The organism is Pedobacter sp., assembly GCF_031119335.1.
Taxonomy (GTDB): Bacteria; Bacteroidota; Bacteroidia; order Sphingobacteriales; family Sphingobacteriaceae; genus Pedobacter.
Genome location: NZ_JAVHXT010000015.1, coordinates 88,027 through 103,814 on the forward strand (window position 1 = coordinate 88,027; position 15,788 = coordinate 103,814).

The window sequence follows — 15,788 nt, forward strand, 5'->3', positions numbered from 1 at the left end:
GTCTGATTATTTTAAGTTTGTTCTAAGTATTTCCTTCCAATCCTGGTAAATCGGCTCGTAAGCTTGTGCGTTTTTAGGCTCGATATATTTTAATACTTGATGGTTAGTAAATGCTTCTGCTGGACTGCTAAAAATCGCAGCTCCAACACCAGCGCCTAGCGCCGCACCTACACTGCCATCATTATCGTAAAGCTCTACGGGCACATTGGTAACATCAACAAAGGTTTGTGCAAATAAATCGCTCAAGAATAAATTGGCCCTGCCTGCCCTAATTACCGCTGGCTTCATGCCGTTTTCACGCATAATGTCAAATCCATATCTAAAAGCAAAAGCGATACCTTCTTGTACTGCCCTAAAAATGTGCGATTGATTGTGCGTATTTAAATCGATGCCTAGAAATTGTGCGCCAGTATATTTGTTGTTCAACATCCGCTCTGCGCCATTGCCGAAAGGTAGCGCTCTTAAAGAATTGCTGCCGATTGGTGCTTGGGCGGCTATTTGGTTAAGCTCGTTGTAAGTTAAATACGGAGCGAATGTATGTTTCGCCCAGCGGTACATGCTGCCAGTTCCATTAATGCAAAGCAATACTCCGGTTCTTACTTCGTCTGCGCTATAGTTTACGTGTGCAAAGGTGTTTACTCTGGATTGTTTGTCGTAAGTTAGCTGATCACTTACGCCGTAAATTACACCAGAAGTTCCCGCTGTTGCCGCTACCTCTCCCGGTTGAAGTACGTTTAATGATAAAGCATTGTTAGGTTGGTCGCCAGCTTTATAAGCTACAGGAATTCCCGCAGTTAGGCCTAATAGGCTAGCCACTCCTTCTTTTACTTGGCCGTGGGTAGAAAACAGCGGTTTGATTTCTGGAATTACATGCTTGCTTAAACCGTAATGATTTATCACATCTTCTGCAATCTCATTTTTCTGGAAGTTCCAAAAAACTCCCTCTGATAATGCTGATATGCTTGTAGTGATTTCGCCAGTGAGTTTCATCGCAATGAAATCGCCAGGAAGCATAATTTTATCTATTTTTTCATAGATGTTTGGTTCGTTTTGCTTAACCCAAGCTAGTTTTGATGCGGTGAAGTTTCCCGGCGAGTTAAGAAGAGTCGCTAATGATTTCTCTTGTCCGATAACATCAAAAGCTTCGTGGCCCAGTTCCACCGCTCGGCTATCACACCAAATAATAGAATCTCTTAGCGGTTCTTGGTTTTTATCTACTACTACTAAACCGTGCATTTGGTAACCAATACCTATTGCTTCTATTTCTTTAGGATCGAATATTTTTGAGGCGTTAAGGCGTAATATAGCTTGTTGGGTGTTGTGCCACCAATCCATAGGCGATTGCTCGGCCCATCCTGGTGCTAAAGATTTAATGGTCGTTTCTTCCTCAGGGTATTGCGCAGTTGCAACGCTTTTTTGAGTTGCTGCGTCTACCACTGCTACTTTAATTGAAGAAGTGCCTATGTCAATGCCTAATAAATACATTTATGCGATAGTTATAATATTTGGTTATGCAAACGGTTGCATAAAGATAGCTGTTAAATTTGCAATGTCAAGTATTTTATTAAAAAGTTTAAAAATTTTGATGATTAAGAAGTAAAAGAAATGGGATTAAAATGCAAATTTAAATTTGTTGCATTATCTACTAATATCCGTAGACTGTCTTTCTACTAGTGATGGATCGATCACTACGTGAGTTATATTCTGATAAGGTGAACTTTGTTGCACCATACTCAAAAAAAGCTTCGCACATTCGGCACCTATTTGATTAGGGTGTTGGTCTATTGTTGAAAGGTTAGGGGTGATGTACGCTGAAAAAGCTTCGTTAGCAAAGCCGATAACACCTATTTCTGGTGGTGTCTCGTTAATTTCCTTCAATTTTTTAATGATACCTAAAGCTGTAAAATCGTCTCCAGCTATAATTGCGTCAGGTTTATTATTAGAACGCATAAGTTTTCCAGCGCCAAATCTTCCATCTTTAATAGATAGCCCACCAAAAATGATGTTTTCTTCGTCGAGGGTTAAACCATTGTCTGCTAAAGCAGCTTTGTAGCCTTTTAATCGGTCATTAAAAATAGCAATTTGGTGCACTGTTGTTACATAAGCTATTCTTTTGTAGCCCTTATCTATAAGGTGCTGGGTGGCCATGTAGCCTGCTTTATAATCATCCAGCGTAATTGTTGGTACTTTTAATTTCTCGTGTACACGGTCAAATAATATCAGCGGCTTATTCTGCTTAATCACTTCGTTAAAATGGTCAACATTTTCTGTTTCTAAAGAAAGCGAAGCCATTATGCCATCTACTTGTGCTTCTAGTAAGGTTTTTACGCCATTTATTTCTGATGCAGCTGACTCGTTAGATTGATAGAGAATTATTCTATAACCGCTATCTTTCAACCCTTCTTCAATACTATGAATAATAGAAGCGAAGAAATGCGCCTGTACACTTGGAACAATTACACCTATAATATAAGTACGGCCAGATTTTAAAGCCGAAGCCAATCTGTTGGGGCTGTAATTTAGGCGTTTTGCAGCTTCGAAGACTGCTTCTCTGGTGCTATCGCTAATTGCAGAAAACCCACTTAGCGCTCTAGATACCGTTGAAACAGTAACATTAAGCTCTTTAGCGATGTCGTAAATGGTGGTTTTCTTTTTCAAATTGATAGTCGATTTATTTGGATATAGCAAACTAAGTAAAAATTACTTCATTATGCAACAATTGGAAATAAAATGTTTTTTATTTATGCAACCGATTGCAATTTACAATTTAATATTCTATTTTAGCATAATTCATTTTGAGGATTTCGTCAAACGTAAATTGTTCACAGTATAAGTAGTGGATTTACAAATGATGAAGATAGGCTTTGGCTTAGTTGTTAAAGTGTGAACCAAATATTAATTGCTGTATGTTTTTAACGAAATATAAGTTGAAGTTCTTAATTGCTTTGGCTGCATCTCTTTTGTTTTTCTGTTGTGTTGCGCAGCAATCCAAAAAACGTGGGCTTAAAGATTTTTATCGAAATTATTTTCCTGTAGGTGTAGCTATTAACAAGCGAAGTTTAGTAGGTGATGAACTCAATTTAATTAAGCACAACTTTAATAGCCTTACCGCAGAAAACGCAATGAAAATGACTTCTTTACAACCAAAAGAGGGTGTTTTTAATTGGTCTACTGCTGACTCGATAGTAGGTTTTGCCGTTAAGAACAAGTTTAAAGTTAGAGGCCACACGCTCTGTTGGCATAACCAAACGCCAGAATGGATGTTTTTAGGGGCCAACGGTGAGCAGGTTTCAAAAGAGTTGTTGCTTCAACGACTAAAAATCCACATCCAAACGGTGGTAAAAAGGTATAGGGGAAAGATTTATGCTTGGGATGTAGTAAACGAGGCGATAGACGATAACCCAAATAACTATCTCAGAAGATCTAAATGGTACGAAGTTTTGGGCGAAGATTACATTGCGAAAGCTTTTGAATTTGCGCATGAAGCCGATCCAAATGCTCAACTTTTTTATAACGACTACAACATAGAACGCCCAGATAAAATGGCAAATGTGCTTCGCTTGCTGAAATCTTTGAAACAGAAAGATGTTCCTATCCACGGTGTTGGGATGCAATCTCATTGGTCTATTTTCGAACCTGATCAATTGGCTTTAGAAACCGCTATTCAGCAATATGCCGCATTAGACCTAAAAATACACATTACGGAATTAGACATTTCTGTTTACCCTTGGGAAGCTCAAGAACGTAAAAAAAGACCAGACGAATCAGAGGCTTTCACCGCTGAAATGGAACAAAAGCAAATTGACAAGTACGAGATGATCTTCAAAGTTTTCAGAAAGTATAAAGATGTGATAGAAAACGTAACTTTCTGGAACGTATCCGACAGATACTCTTGGCTAGACTTCTTCCCTGTTTCTGGTAGAAAAAATTACCCGCTACTATTTAATAAAAACCTACAGCCTAAAAAGGCTTACTGGAAGATCGTAAACTTTAAGCATAATTAAGATGAAGAAACTATTTTTAATGATCGTGTTTTCTGCTGCTTGTTTGCAGTGCATTGCACAAGCAGGTTTAAAACCAATAGTAGCTAAAGAGTATGTATTAGGCAGTATGGCTGTAGCTGCAAATGGTAAATCTCCAAATATTGTACTTAGCGATAACGATTGGCAAGGTGTAAAACGAGCCGCAAAAGATCTGCAAGAAGATATTAAAATGGTAACTGGTCATCCGGTTTCTATATTGACAGATCAACCTTCATCGGCAGCAATTATTATTGGTACCATTGGCAAGAGCAAACTGATTGATGATTTGATTGCTAACGGAAAAATCAATGTAGCGGGTGTAGCCGGAAAATGGGAAAGTACCCTTATACAAGTGGTGAAAAACCCGATGAAAGGTGTGGATAGTGCTTTGATAATAGCCGGAAGTGATAAAAGAGGAACTATTTACGGGATTTACGAATTGAGCAGTCAGATAGGTGTTTCTCCATGGTATTATTGGGCAGATGTTGCTCCTCAAAAAAGCAGTGCGCTATATGTTATTCCAGGTAGACATGTCATTGCCTCGCCTGCGGTAAAGTATAGAGGTATTTTTCTAAACGACGAAGCTCCAGCACTTTCTGGCTGGGCTTATAAGGAATTTGGTGGTTTCAACAGTAAGTTTTATGCAAAGGTTTTTGAGCTTATTCTTCGCCTAAAAGGAAATTATTTATGGCCTGCCATGTGGGGCAGGGCATTTATTGATGATGATAAATTGAACCCAGTTTTAGCAGACGAGTATGGGGTTGTTTTCGGAACTTCTCACCACGAGCCTTTAACTAGAGCACACGATGAATGGAAAAGATATAAAGGCGGCAAGTGGAACTACGATCAAAATCCACAACAACTGCGAGAATTTTGGGAAACAGGCTTTAGTCGCGTTGCGGATAAAGAACAGATTGTAACCATTGGTATGCGTGGCGATGGAGATGAGCCAATGACAGAAGGCACAGCTACTGCATTGCTAGAGCGTATCGTAAAAGATCAGCGTGAAATTATAGAGAAGGTAACCAAAAAGCCAGCCAAAGAAACGCCACAACTTTGGGCTTTGTACAAGGAGGTGCAAGATTACTACGATAAAGGTATGCGTGTACCAGATGATGTGACACTATTGCTTTGTGACGATAACTGGGGAAATCTAAGAAAGCTGCCGAAATTAAACGAAAAACCTCATGCGGGGGGGTATGGCATTTATTATCATTTCGATTATGTTGGCGATCCGAGGAATTATAAATGGATCAATACCAATCCGATACAAAAGGTTTGGGAGCAGATGAATTTGGCTTATCGTTATGATGCCAACGAAATCTGGATTGTAAATGTGGGCGATTTGAAGCCTATGGAGTTTCCAATTAGCTTTTTTTTAGATTTTGCTTGGGCACCAGAAGCTATTCCGGTAGAGAAATTGCAAGAGTACAGCATCAATTGGGCAGCAAGACAATTCGGCCCTACTTATGCAGAACAAACTGCTAAAATAATTGATACCTACGCTAAATATAATGGAAGAATTAAGCCAGAATTGCTTGATGAGAATACCTATAGTTTGGTTGACTATCGGGAATTTGAAACTGTAGTGAACGATTTTAAGAAACTAGAAGTTGAAGCGAAGCAGATTTACAATCAAATGCCGGCTAACTTAAAAGATGCTTATTATCAGTTGGTTTTACATCCGGTAGAAGCAGCGTCAAATTTAAATGAATTGTATTACATCACGGCTAAAAACAAAATGTACGCAGCCCAAGGCAGGATATCAACAAATGATTTAGCTACTAAAGTTGATAGTTTATTTAAACGTGATGCGCAGATCACCAATTATTACAATAAAGTGATGGCAAGTGGCAAATGGGACCACATGATGGATCAAACACATATTGGTTACACCTATTGGCAACAGCCAGATAGCAATAAAATGCCTGAAGTTGTTTTCTTAGCTCCCACAGAAGTATCGCCTAGCAAACCAAGCCTTGGATTAACAATTGAAGGGAGTAAGAATTTCTGGATCGGGAGTTCGACCGTAAGTGATAAATTTCCGGTTTTCAATCGTTACCAATCGCATACATCATTTTATGTAGAGTTGTTTAACAGAGCCCAAGGTGAATTAAAATACGAGGTTACTGCGCCCAGCTTCATATTAGTTGAGACATTTAAAGGAGTTTTTACAACTGATAAACGGCTTGAAATTAATGTAGATTGGACAAAAGCGCCAAAAGGAAAAAGCACCTCGAAGATAATTTTTAAAGGCTCTGATGGTTCAAAAATTACATTGCCAATTACTGTAGATAATGAGGTCAAAACTGATAAAGAGGGAACTTTGTTTGTAGCTAACAACGGTGTAATTGGTGTCGAAGCCATAAATTATAACAAAGCGGTAAACTCAAGACCGGCGCTTTGGAGAGATCTACCAAACTACGGGAAGACCTTGGGCGGTGTAATGCCTAGTCCGGTAACATCGCCTTCGCAAGGGCTAAATAAAAATACCCCTCATCTAGCTTACGATATTTTTATAGATGAAGTAGGTGATTTCACTTTAAATACCTTCATTTCGCCTACAATAGATTTCACCAATACCGATGGGTTAAAATTTGCCATTTCTATTGATGACGAAACGCCTATTGTCGTAAACATCAGTAAAGATTACAATAACGAAGCTGCTTGGAGGAAATCGGTAGCCGAAAGTATCAAGATCTTTAAAACACCATTAAAATTTACTAAAACAGGAAAGCACACCTTAAAATACTGGATGGTAACACCTGCGGTAGTTGTACAAAAATTAGTACTCGATTTAGGTGGTATGAAGCCTAGTTTTCTGGGAGCTAAAGAAACTTATAATATAAATTAACCAATTATAAACTGATATGAAATTGATGAATTTTAAACTGCTAAGCTTGGTTGTTGCAACGGGCGTAGCAACGGCTTCGTGCCAACAAAACAACAAAGCAACCACAGATAAGGCCGATACAGCTAAATCTTCAAAGTTTTTGAGCAAGCCTTTGGTAAGCCATATTTTTACAGCAGACCCTTCTGCACATGTTTTCGAAGGTAAAATTTACATTTACCCATCGCATGATATAGAAGCTGGAACTCCAGAAAATGACAATGGCGACCACTTTGATATGCGAGATTACCACATTTTAAGCATGGACAGTATTGGTGGCAAAGTTACCGATCACGGGGTGGCATTGAGTGTTAAAGATATTCCATGGGCAGGCAGACAGCTGTGGGCACCAGACGCAGCATTTAAAGATGGAACCTATTATTTGTATTTTCCTTTGAAGGATAAAAATGATGTGTTTAAAATAGGAGTGGCCACTTCTAAAAGTCCTGCTGGGCCATTTAAGGCAGAGCCTAAGCCAATTGAAGGCAGTTTCAGTATAGATCCAGCGGTGTTTAAAGATGATGATGGTAGCCATTATATTTATTTTGGTGGTATTTGGGGTGGGCAATTGCAACGTTGGAACAATGGAAAGTATGACGCAAATGGTTCTAAAACAGACAACCAAAAAGAAGATTCTCCTGCGCTTACTGCTAAAGTAGCCAAGCTAAGTGCTAACATGCTACAGTTTGATGGAGGTGTTAAAGATGTACAAATTTTAGATAAGGACGGTAAACCTTTGCTTACTAAAGATCACGATAGACGCTTTTTTGAAGGCAGTTGGGTACACAAGTACAATGGCAAATATTATTTTACTTATTCAACTGGAGATACGCATTTCTTAGCTTACGCCATAGGCGATAACCCCTATGGGCCATTTACTTATCAAGGCACTTTTATGGACCCGGTACAAGGATGGACAACACATCATTCTATTATCGAAATAAAGGGAAAATGGTATATTTTTTATCATGATACAGAGATCTCTAATAAAACGCATTTGCGTAATATCAAAGTAACAGAACTTACGCATAATGCAGATGGAAGTATCGAATTAATTAAACCGATAAAGAAATAAAGAACTTAAAATCTAAGAACTGTTTAGATTTCTTCGTTTTAAAGCAAGGTGTCATGTTGAGCCCCCCGAAGTTTCGGGACAAGTCGTCGAAACATCTTTTAAGAATAGTCTTCGACAAGCTCAGACTGACAATCAAAATTTTGAATAACTTTAAACAAGCAAAGCCCCGATTTTTTGATCGGGGCTTTGCTTTATGATGACGGCTGATTAGTTATTTTATTACTTAATCATCAATTTGCTAGTTTTATAGAGGTTTTGTCCACTAATTTTAACGAAATGCAAGCCAGCGCTTAAAGCTTGTGGCAAACTTACCGTGTTGATACCATTAACCGCATTTAGTGTTTCGGTTTTTAATGTTTTACCCGTAAGGTCAGTTAATTGAACACTAATGGTTTTACCAGCGTAACTATCTAAATTAAAACTGAAATTACCTGTAGCCGGATTTGGGTACAATGCTAATTCGGTGCTGTTAAAATCAAATTTAGCCGAAGCAATTTCCTTAATTTCGTTCACTTTTCCATCTATATCATATTGTAAAAGCTTATAGTAGTTTATGCCTTTTAATGGTTTGGCATCGCTAAAGTTGTAAGTGCTTGCTGTATTTTTAGCCGACACTTTCGTCAAATATTTGAAATTTCCGTCTTCACCAGCTCTTAATAGTTCAAAGTGACTGGCATCGGTTTCTGTTTCCGTTTTCCAATTAACAGCAATGGAGTTAGCGTTGGCTTTTGCAGAGAAAGAGCTTAGTGTTACTGGAAGGGCGGTGAGGTCTACAACACTCATATTATCTAATTCTACCGTTCCTGCGCCAGTATTAAAGTGAAATTTTAAAGATGTAGATGTGTTTTCGTCAATTGGAACAGTCATGGTTGCTTCGTATTTGGTCCACACAGCTACAGGTGCGTTTACAGTCAACGATACGGTCTTCGCATTTTGCAACATAAAGTTAAAGGTCTTATCGGCTTTATACCAAAAGCTAACGCGATATTGATGTCCTGGTACAACGCTGAAATGCGTAGCGGTTAGAAATTGAATGTCCCAAGCGTTGCCACCAGTGCCCGCAACAGTAACTTTTACGTGTTTTGACCCATCTTGAGAACCAGTAGTAGCTTCTGTTACAGCAGTGCTTCCATAGTTAGTCCATCCAGAAAAGGCGCCGCTTTCGAAACTATGATTTAGCAAAACATTGCTGCCGCTAGCTACGGGTGTTGTATTAATAAGTTGTACATTATCAATGCGGGTCGTACCGGCATCTGCACCAAATTGAAGCATTACCCTAACATCATTTCCTGCGGCAATTAAATCTGAGGTTACTGTGAAACTATATTCATGTAAAGTCCACCCAGTAGCTTCAGTATTAACAGTAGTGAAGAAACTATACGGCGCTTTACCTGCATTATCTTGTAAGCCAACTTTAAAACTATGACCAGCGCTGTTTTGATAATAAAACGAAAGTTTATAGGTGTTTCCAACAGTTAAAACTCCATTTAAGCTTTGGTTATTTACAGCTTGCAGTTTATACGAAGCATTATAGGTGGCTCCAGACGGAGTTATAGCTTCTAAGTAAGCAGAACCTTGTTGGGCAGCAGGGGAATTGTCTTTCCGATAGATTTGATTGGCGGCCCCAGTAGTGCTGCCATCAATTGTTCTGTACCAAACTCCGCCCAGAGATATGTTTGGGCCGCTGCCACTTCCGTCTTCGAAGCCTGGGTTTACATTCAATAGATTTTGAGCTATAGCATTTCCTGCTAAAGCCATTGTAAGGAATAACATCTTCATTCCTTTTTTAAGTAGTTGTTTTTTCATAATCTTTATGGTTTATAATAGTTTTTGCAATCGATTGCATTTCTGTGGAAATTTTTTTATTTATAGGTGGTGTCATTTCCTTTGTAATCGAGCCACTTAAACTTCGCAGTGTTTTCAGTGTTTTCTCCGTTAGATGTAGCATACAGCGCATATAGGACACCAACAAATCCGCCAGCAACTTTTGTGCTCAATAATTTGCCATCTACGTTAGCTTTCAAAAGCTGCCATTGATTAGATTTTAGGGCATAGTAGAAGTTGTAATAGCTTCCATTTGCTTCAATTTTAAGGTAAACTGTAGCTGCTTTAGGTATGGTTACCTGTTCAATCAAATCTGTGGTTTTAGTTTTCGGCTTGCTGGTATGCAGTTGGATCACATTTTTCCCTTCGCTTACAGATTTACTGAGGAAATAGAAGTGATCTTCATTCTGAAAAATCAACAGTCCAGCCTGCTCATTCTTTTTGTCCGCTTGGAAGGTAAGTGCTGTACTTACGCTTCCGTGCAAATGTTGTTGGCGTTTCGCTATAAAAGCTGGATGACCTTTATCCATACAAGTTTCAGGTTTCAGTTTCATGCTAAGACCATCTTTTTTGCTAAGCCTAAACCAAGAAGTATCTAAAGTTCTCAGAAATAGGAGAGAAGGATCTAAGGTCTTTTCAAATGTAGTGCGATAGGTAAAGTTTCCACTTTGTGGCAAAACATTTTTCTGTTTAGCCTCTTTAAACCCAAATTGGTAATTGTACTGTATTTCTTCATGGTTAGGGTTGATAATTGGCCAGTCGCTTTTCCATTCTACCGGTGCAATAAAGGTTTCTCTGCCTGTATTGTAATAATCGCCTTCGTATGGTCTTACAGCTAAAAATAGGGCATAAGTTTTACCGTCAGGACCTTCTACCAACTCTGCATGTCCAGCAGAAGTAATTGGATTTTTACGGTCGGGATCTAAATGTCTTTGCGTAAGAATAGGGTTGTTTTCGTACGGAATATAAGGTCCCATAGGTTTTTTGCTTCTTAAAATTACCTGCGAGTGGTTAACAGAAGTTCCGCCCTCTGCAGCACAGAGATAATACCAGTTGTTGCGTTTAAATATATGCGGGCCTTCAATCCATTCGGGCTTTTTACTGATATCTACACCACCATTTACTAGTAGTTTTTCTTCACCAACTACCTTTAAATTCTTATAATCGAATTCGTAAGCACGGATTGTTCTATGCCCACTGTATAGCGGTCTATTCTCAGGTGGGTCGCTGTTATAAACGATGTAGCATTTGCCGTCGTTATCAAAAAACAAAGAAGGATCAATGCCTTTTACTTCAGGCAACCAAGTAGGATCGCTCCACGGACCAGCCGGGTTTTTCGCGGTTACCACAAAGTTCCCTTTTCTATCAATTAGCGTACAAGTAACGTAGTAGATGCCTTCGTGATGGATGATGGAAGGAGCAAATAGCCCCCTAGAAACGCCATCGCCCATGAAATTCATTTGTTCAGGTCTGTTTATTACATTACCAATCTGTTTCCAGTTTTTAAGGTCTTTACTATGAAAAACTGGAATGCCAGGGAAATAAGAAAAGGTTGAGTTTACTAAATAGAAATCATTCTCAACGCGGGTTACGCTAGGATCTGGGTAAAAACCAGCCAATACTGGATTTTTAATATTAATTTGAGCATATAACAACTGCGCTATAAATAAGGTTATGGCAGTAGCAAATAATTTCTTGAGAAGCATATACTTGGTTAGGTATGATGAAGTTAAGTAAAGTATTTTATTTATGCAACCGATTGCAATTAAAAATTTATTTTGTATTTTGGAAGGGTGTTGTTACTTGTAATGAAGACTTTTCGTTAAGTTCCTCGTAATGTTAGCTTGCGGTTATCTACCTAGAATATTGTATCACCTAAATAGTAATTAGATTTATAGATATTAAGATGAAAAGAGTTTTTTTAGCATTGATATTATTAGTTACTTATGTGTGTAGTTTCGCACAAATAAAATTGCCAAGCTTAATAAGTAATGGCATGGTATTACAACGTGATGAATTGATAAAGATTTGGGGTTGGGCTGCGCCATCAGAAAAAATCACTATTGAATTTATCGGTAAAAAATATCAGGCAGTTGCCAATAATAAAGGAGAGTGGGCAGTAAATGTAGCCCCGCAAGAAGCAGGCGGGCCGCATCAAATGGTTTTAACCGCAAGCAATAAAATTGTTTTGACGAATATTTTATTTGGAGATGTTTGGCTTTGTAGTGGACAATCTAACATGGAACTAGCTATGAACCGTTTGATTGATAAATATCCAAAGGAAATCGCTAATGCGAAAAATGATAAAATTAGACAGTTTCTAGTGCCAGATGAGTATGATTTTAATGCTCAAAGAAGTGATTTTACTAATACAGGTTGGACGCAAGTAGATTCGAATACCATATTCAATTTTAGCGGAGTAGCTTATTTTTTCGCAAAGGAGATGTATGCTAAACACAAAGTGCCAATTGGTATTATCAATGCTGCTTTGGGAGGTTCGCCTGCGCAGGCCTGGATTAGCGAGAAAGGCTTAAAAAAGTTTCCAAACTACTTTGAAGAAATGCAACGTTTCAAAAGCAGAGACCTGATTGATAGTTTGCAAAAGGCGGAAACGGCAAAAAGCAATCAATGGTATAATTTCCTACATCAAAATGATCTGGGTTTGAAAAATGCTTGGAAAATAAATGATAAAATTGATGATTGGGGCGAGATCATCCTGCCAGCTAGTTTCAATAGCTTAAATATGGGTTCGTTGAATGGTGTAGTTTGGCTGAAAAGGGAGTTTTATCTAAAATCTAAACCCACAGTAGAACAGGCAAAGCTGCTGTTAGGTACCTTACGTGATGCAGATTCTACATTTGTGAATGGACACTTTGTAGGCAATACTACTTATTTTTATCCCCCAAGGAGATACCTCTTTGCTACAGATCTGTTGAAGGAAAGTAAGAATGTAATTACTGTACGCTTAGTAGTAAATAATGGTAGTGCAGAATTTGTGAGAGACAAACCTTATCAATTAATCACCGGAAAGGACACTACCAATATCGACGGTAAATGGAGTTATAAATGGGGCGTTCAGTCGACTGCGGCGCCTAGTAGCACTTTTTTTAGATGGAAATCTGGTGGTCTTTACAACGCAATGATTGCTCCTCTGAAGAACTACCGCATAAAAGGGGCGATCTGGTATCAAGGGGAGTCGAATACGGGAAATCCGAAAGAGTATGGCTCTTTAATGCGTACTTTGATGGCCGATTGGCAGGAAACCTTTGCAAAACCCCAACTGCCATTCTTGATAGTTCAGTTACCGAATTTTATGGAGACTAATGCTCAGCCGATGGAAAGTAGTTGGGCCGAAATGAGGGAACAGCAGCGCCAGTTAACTAAGTTACCTCATACTGCACTAATTACAACCATAGATTTAGGAGAGTGGAACGATATACATCCCCTAAATAAAAAGGATGTTGGCAAGCGTTTGGCATTACAAGCAAGAAAAACAGTTTATAAAGAAAATATTGTTGGTGCTGGTCCAATATTTAAATCCTTAAAAAGAGAAGGGAATAAGTTGGTGATGATATTTACTGAAACTGGTAAAGGTTTAGTAGCTAAAAACGGGAGTTTGAAATATTTTGCTATTGCTGGTAACGATAATAAATTTGTTTGGGCTGATGCTAAAATTGTAAGCGCTAATACGGTAGTAATTTCAAATACCAAAGTAGCTCATCCAGTTAAGGTGAGATATGCTTGGGCTGATAATCCCGAAGGGGCTAATTTATACAATTCTGAAGGGTTGGCAGCTTCTCCTTTTGAAGTGGAGATCCGTTAATTTGTAGCAAAATCATTCGATTAGGTTATAATTAACTTGAATTATTTGTTAATTAATCTTTTTTCTAGGAAGGATGTCGTCATTGCGAGAAACTGCCTGTCCCGACTTTTGCTATCGTGTGGACACAAATATTAGCAAATGTCATTTTCCTCCCCCTGCCCTCCCGAATAGCCGGGATAAACTCTCGAAGAGCGGGTATGCAAAATGCTTAAGCGCTACGTGTCCCCCTTTGGAGAGCCTGCTCCGATGCTTCGGAGGGGATTCAAGGGGGAGGAACGAGATGTGTCCACACGATAGGAATTTTCGGGAAAGCAATCTTAAAGCGATAGTTTTAATGCCCCGTGATAATTATAGGATTTTTTCTTGCGTCACATCAAAAATGTAAGCCCTATAATTCACTTTATCAGTTCGAAGAAACAAAAAAAGGCAGTTCATTTTTGAACTGCCTTTAACTATCAAAGCGTTAATTTAGTTTTGACCGTTGCTTAGTAAGCCTTGTTTAAAACCTGCGTAAGCTGGTTTCTTGTTAAAGTCTTTATCGAATAACAGCGGATAATCTAGCTTATTTTCGGTTACGTTGGTACTAGAGTTTAACCAGCTAGAAGTGTCATCAACTCCCCAAATGGTTATGCCACCTCTTTGCGCAGGCGGAACGTATTTCAAATAGGTAGCAACTACAAATTTGTACATTGCTGCTTGTAATCTCAAATCATAAGCGCTTGCTTTGAAACCTGCCTGAGGGTTAGGGCCTCCTGGATTAATCCTCATATCCAACTCCGTTATTTTAACCTTTAGGCCAGTGGAAGCCAGCTTTTGCATCATGCTAATGATGTTTGCATAAGGCGTAGAGATAAGCATGTGCATTTGCGTGCCCACTCCGGTAATACCTGTGTTGGCTGCTTTTAGCTCTTTTGCCATCGCTACAAAAGCATCAAGTTTGGCAGTGCTGCTTTCTAAGTTAAAATCGTTCATATATAGATCTAAACTTGGGTCTACTGCTTTTGCATATTGGAAGGCCTTTGCGGCGTAATCCTTACCTAAATAGTTTTGCCATACAAAAATATCGGTACGACCAGAAGGAGTAGGAGTGTTCGTATTATTTCTCAATTCTCCAGTTTCTGCAAAAGGTTCGTTGATTACATCCCAACCCTTTATCTTCCCTTTATAGTGATTTAAAACAGTCTCAATATGGCTTTTCATTGCATTATCTACAATTGCTACAATAGCAGGTCCTGTTGGGGGAGGTACTGCAGCTGCATCCATAATGCTCACATCGTCTAGGTAGAGCGTATTGGCTGTTGAACTACCTAAATCGAAAGCAAGTTGTATGGCGGTCACATCGGCAGGCACTGTGTATGTATCCAGTACCCTTGCATAATTAGTGGTTACAGGTTTGCCTCCGCGATAAATTACCGCATCAGCCGTTGCTCCTTTGTAAGGTCTAATTTCGATTTGTACGCTCGTATTTGTTGTTCCTTTGATGTAGTAAGAGATGTTGTAAGTTTTGCCGGCAGTTACAGGAATTTGAGCCTTAGTAATCATCTGTAATCGCCACGCATCTGGACTGGTGCCAGGCACTACCACTTGTATAGCTTTTGAACCTGAGTTCGTATTGGTAGTAACGCTCGTAAATTGGCCAGAACCATTAAGCACGCTCCAGCCATCTGCTGGTTCAGCTGCAGTGCCTATCGTGGTAGTTTCAAAGCCAGGGTTTATCGCCAGATTAGTAGCACCGCCGCCTGTACTACCGCCACCAACTAAATTGTTGTAATAGCTAGCTCGTTGTTGGCTGTGCCATACCAAAGTGTGTCCAAAAACTTCTAAACCTGCGTTTTTAGCAAGATTATAGAAATTATCTGCCATTGTGAAATCGTAGCTGCCATCTGCTCTAACAATAGAGCCATTTTTTAGCTCATTACCAAAGGTGATGTTGCCAGCTTCTGCCTTTACAATGTCCCAATACTTTTGATTAGTTGTTGACAATCCGTACTCGGCAGCAATACCAATTGGAAAATCAGCGGAGCTTTTAAGCGGACCGGTAAAATCTGTAAAATCGCCATCATTTTCAAAACCGCCGTTCTGGCTATCCTTTTTACAACCGGTAGCTAAGGCGAGGGCAACAATTGCCAAATAAAACAGTTTATATCGTTTCAT

Annotated in this window: 9 protein-coding genes; 4 read left to right on the forward strand and 5 right to left on the reverse strand. The window is 39.0% G+C overall.

Translation table 11 applies throughout. The features are described 5' to 3' along the window. Positions 1-6: 6 nt before the first annotated feature. Positions 7-1,485: an FGGY family carbohydrate kinase gene (locus REI64_RS15110; RefSeq protein WP_308850973.1), complete on the reverse strand. Its 1,479-nt coding sequence runs from the start codon at positions 1,483-1,485 to the stop codon at positions 7-9. A gap of 153 nt (positions 1,486-1,638) precedes the next feature. Next, complete coding sequence (locus tag REI64_RS15115; protein ID WP_308850974.1) at positions 1,639-2,658, reverse strand: LacI family DNA-binding transcriptional regulator; 1,020 nt, start codon at positions 2,656-2,658, stop codon at positions 1,639-1,641. Positions 2,659-2,906: 248 nt separating this feature from the next. Between REI64_RS15115 and REI64_RS15120 the strand changes: the two genes are divergently transcribed. The 3 genes from REI64_RS15120 to REI64_RS15130 are packed head-to-tail and all read left to right on the forward strand — an operon-like array spanning position 2,907 to position 7,987. Next, positions 2,907-4,004 (forward strand): endo-1,4-beta-xylanase, encoded by a 1,098-nt coding sequence (locus REI64_RS15120; RefSeq protein ID WP_308850975.1) that lies wholly within the window; start codon positions 2,907-2,909, stop codon positions 4,002-4,004. A 1-nt stretch (position 4,005) separates the two neighbouring features. After that, a complete protein-coding gene (locus tag REI64_RS15125; protein ID WP_308850976.1) occupies positions 4,006-6,876 on the forward strand; it encodes a glycosyl hydrolase 115 family protein in 2,871 nt (956 codons plus the stop codon). Between the two features lie 25 nt (positions 6,877-6,901). Further along, positions 6,902-7,987, forward strand: coding sequence for a glycoside hydrolase family 43 protein (locus REI64_RS15130; protein ID WP_308850977.1), 1,086 nt, complete (start codon positions 6,902-6,904; stop codon positions 7,985-7,987). Between the two features lie 219 nt (positions 7,988-8,206). On the opposite strand, the gene REI64_RS15135 is transcribed toward REI64_RS15130, so the two are convergent. Further along, a complete protein-coding gene (locus REI64_RS15135) occupies positions 8,207-9,793 on the reverse strand; it encodes a carbohydrate binding domain-containing protein (protein ID WP_308850978.1) in 1,587 nt (528 codons plus the stop codon). 56 nt (positions 9,794-9,849) lie between these two features. Then, positions 9,850-11,517 (reverse strand): glycoside hydrolase family 43 protein, encoded by a 1,668-nt coding sequence (locus REI64_RS15140; RefSeq protein ID WP_308850979.1) that lies wholly within the window; start codon positions 11,515-11,517, stop codon positions 9,850-9,852. A 200-nt stretch (positions 11,518-11,717) separates the two neighbouring features. On the opposite strand from REI64_RS15140, the gene REI64_RS15145 reads away from it, so the two are divergent. After that, the gene (locus REI64_RS15145; RefSeq protein WP_308850980.1) at positions 11,718-13,634 is read left to right on the forward strand and encodes a sialate O-acetylesterase; all 1,917 of its coding nucleotides are present in this window, start codon (positions 11,718-11,720) and stop codon (positions 13,632-13,634) included. 468 nt (positions 13,635-14,102) lie between these two features. Here REI64_RS15145 and REI64_RS15150 read toward each other — a convergent pair whose 3' ends face one another. After that, positions 14,103-15,788, reverse strand: a complete 1,686-nt coding sequence (locus REI64_RS15150) for an endo-1,4-beta-xylanase (RefSeq protein ID WP_308850981.1) — start codon at positions 15,786-15,788, stop codon at positions 14,103-14,105.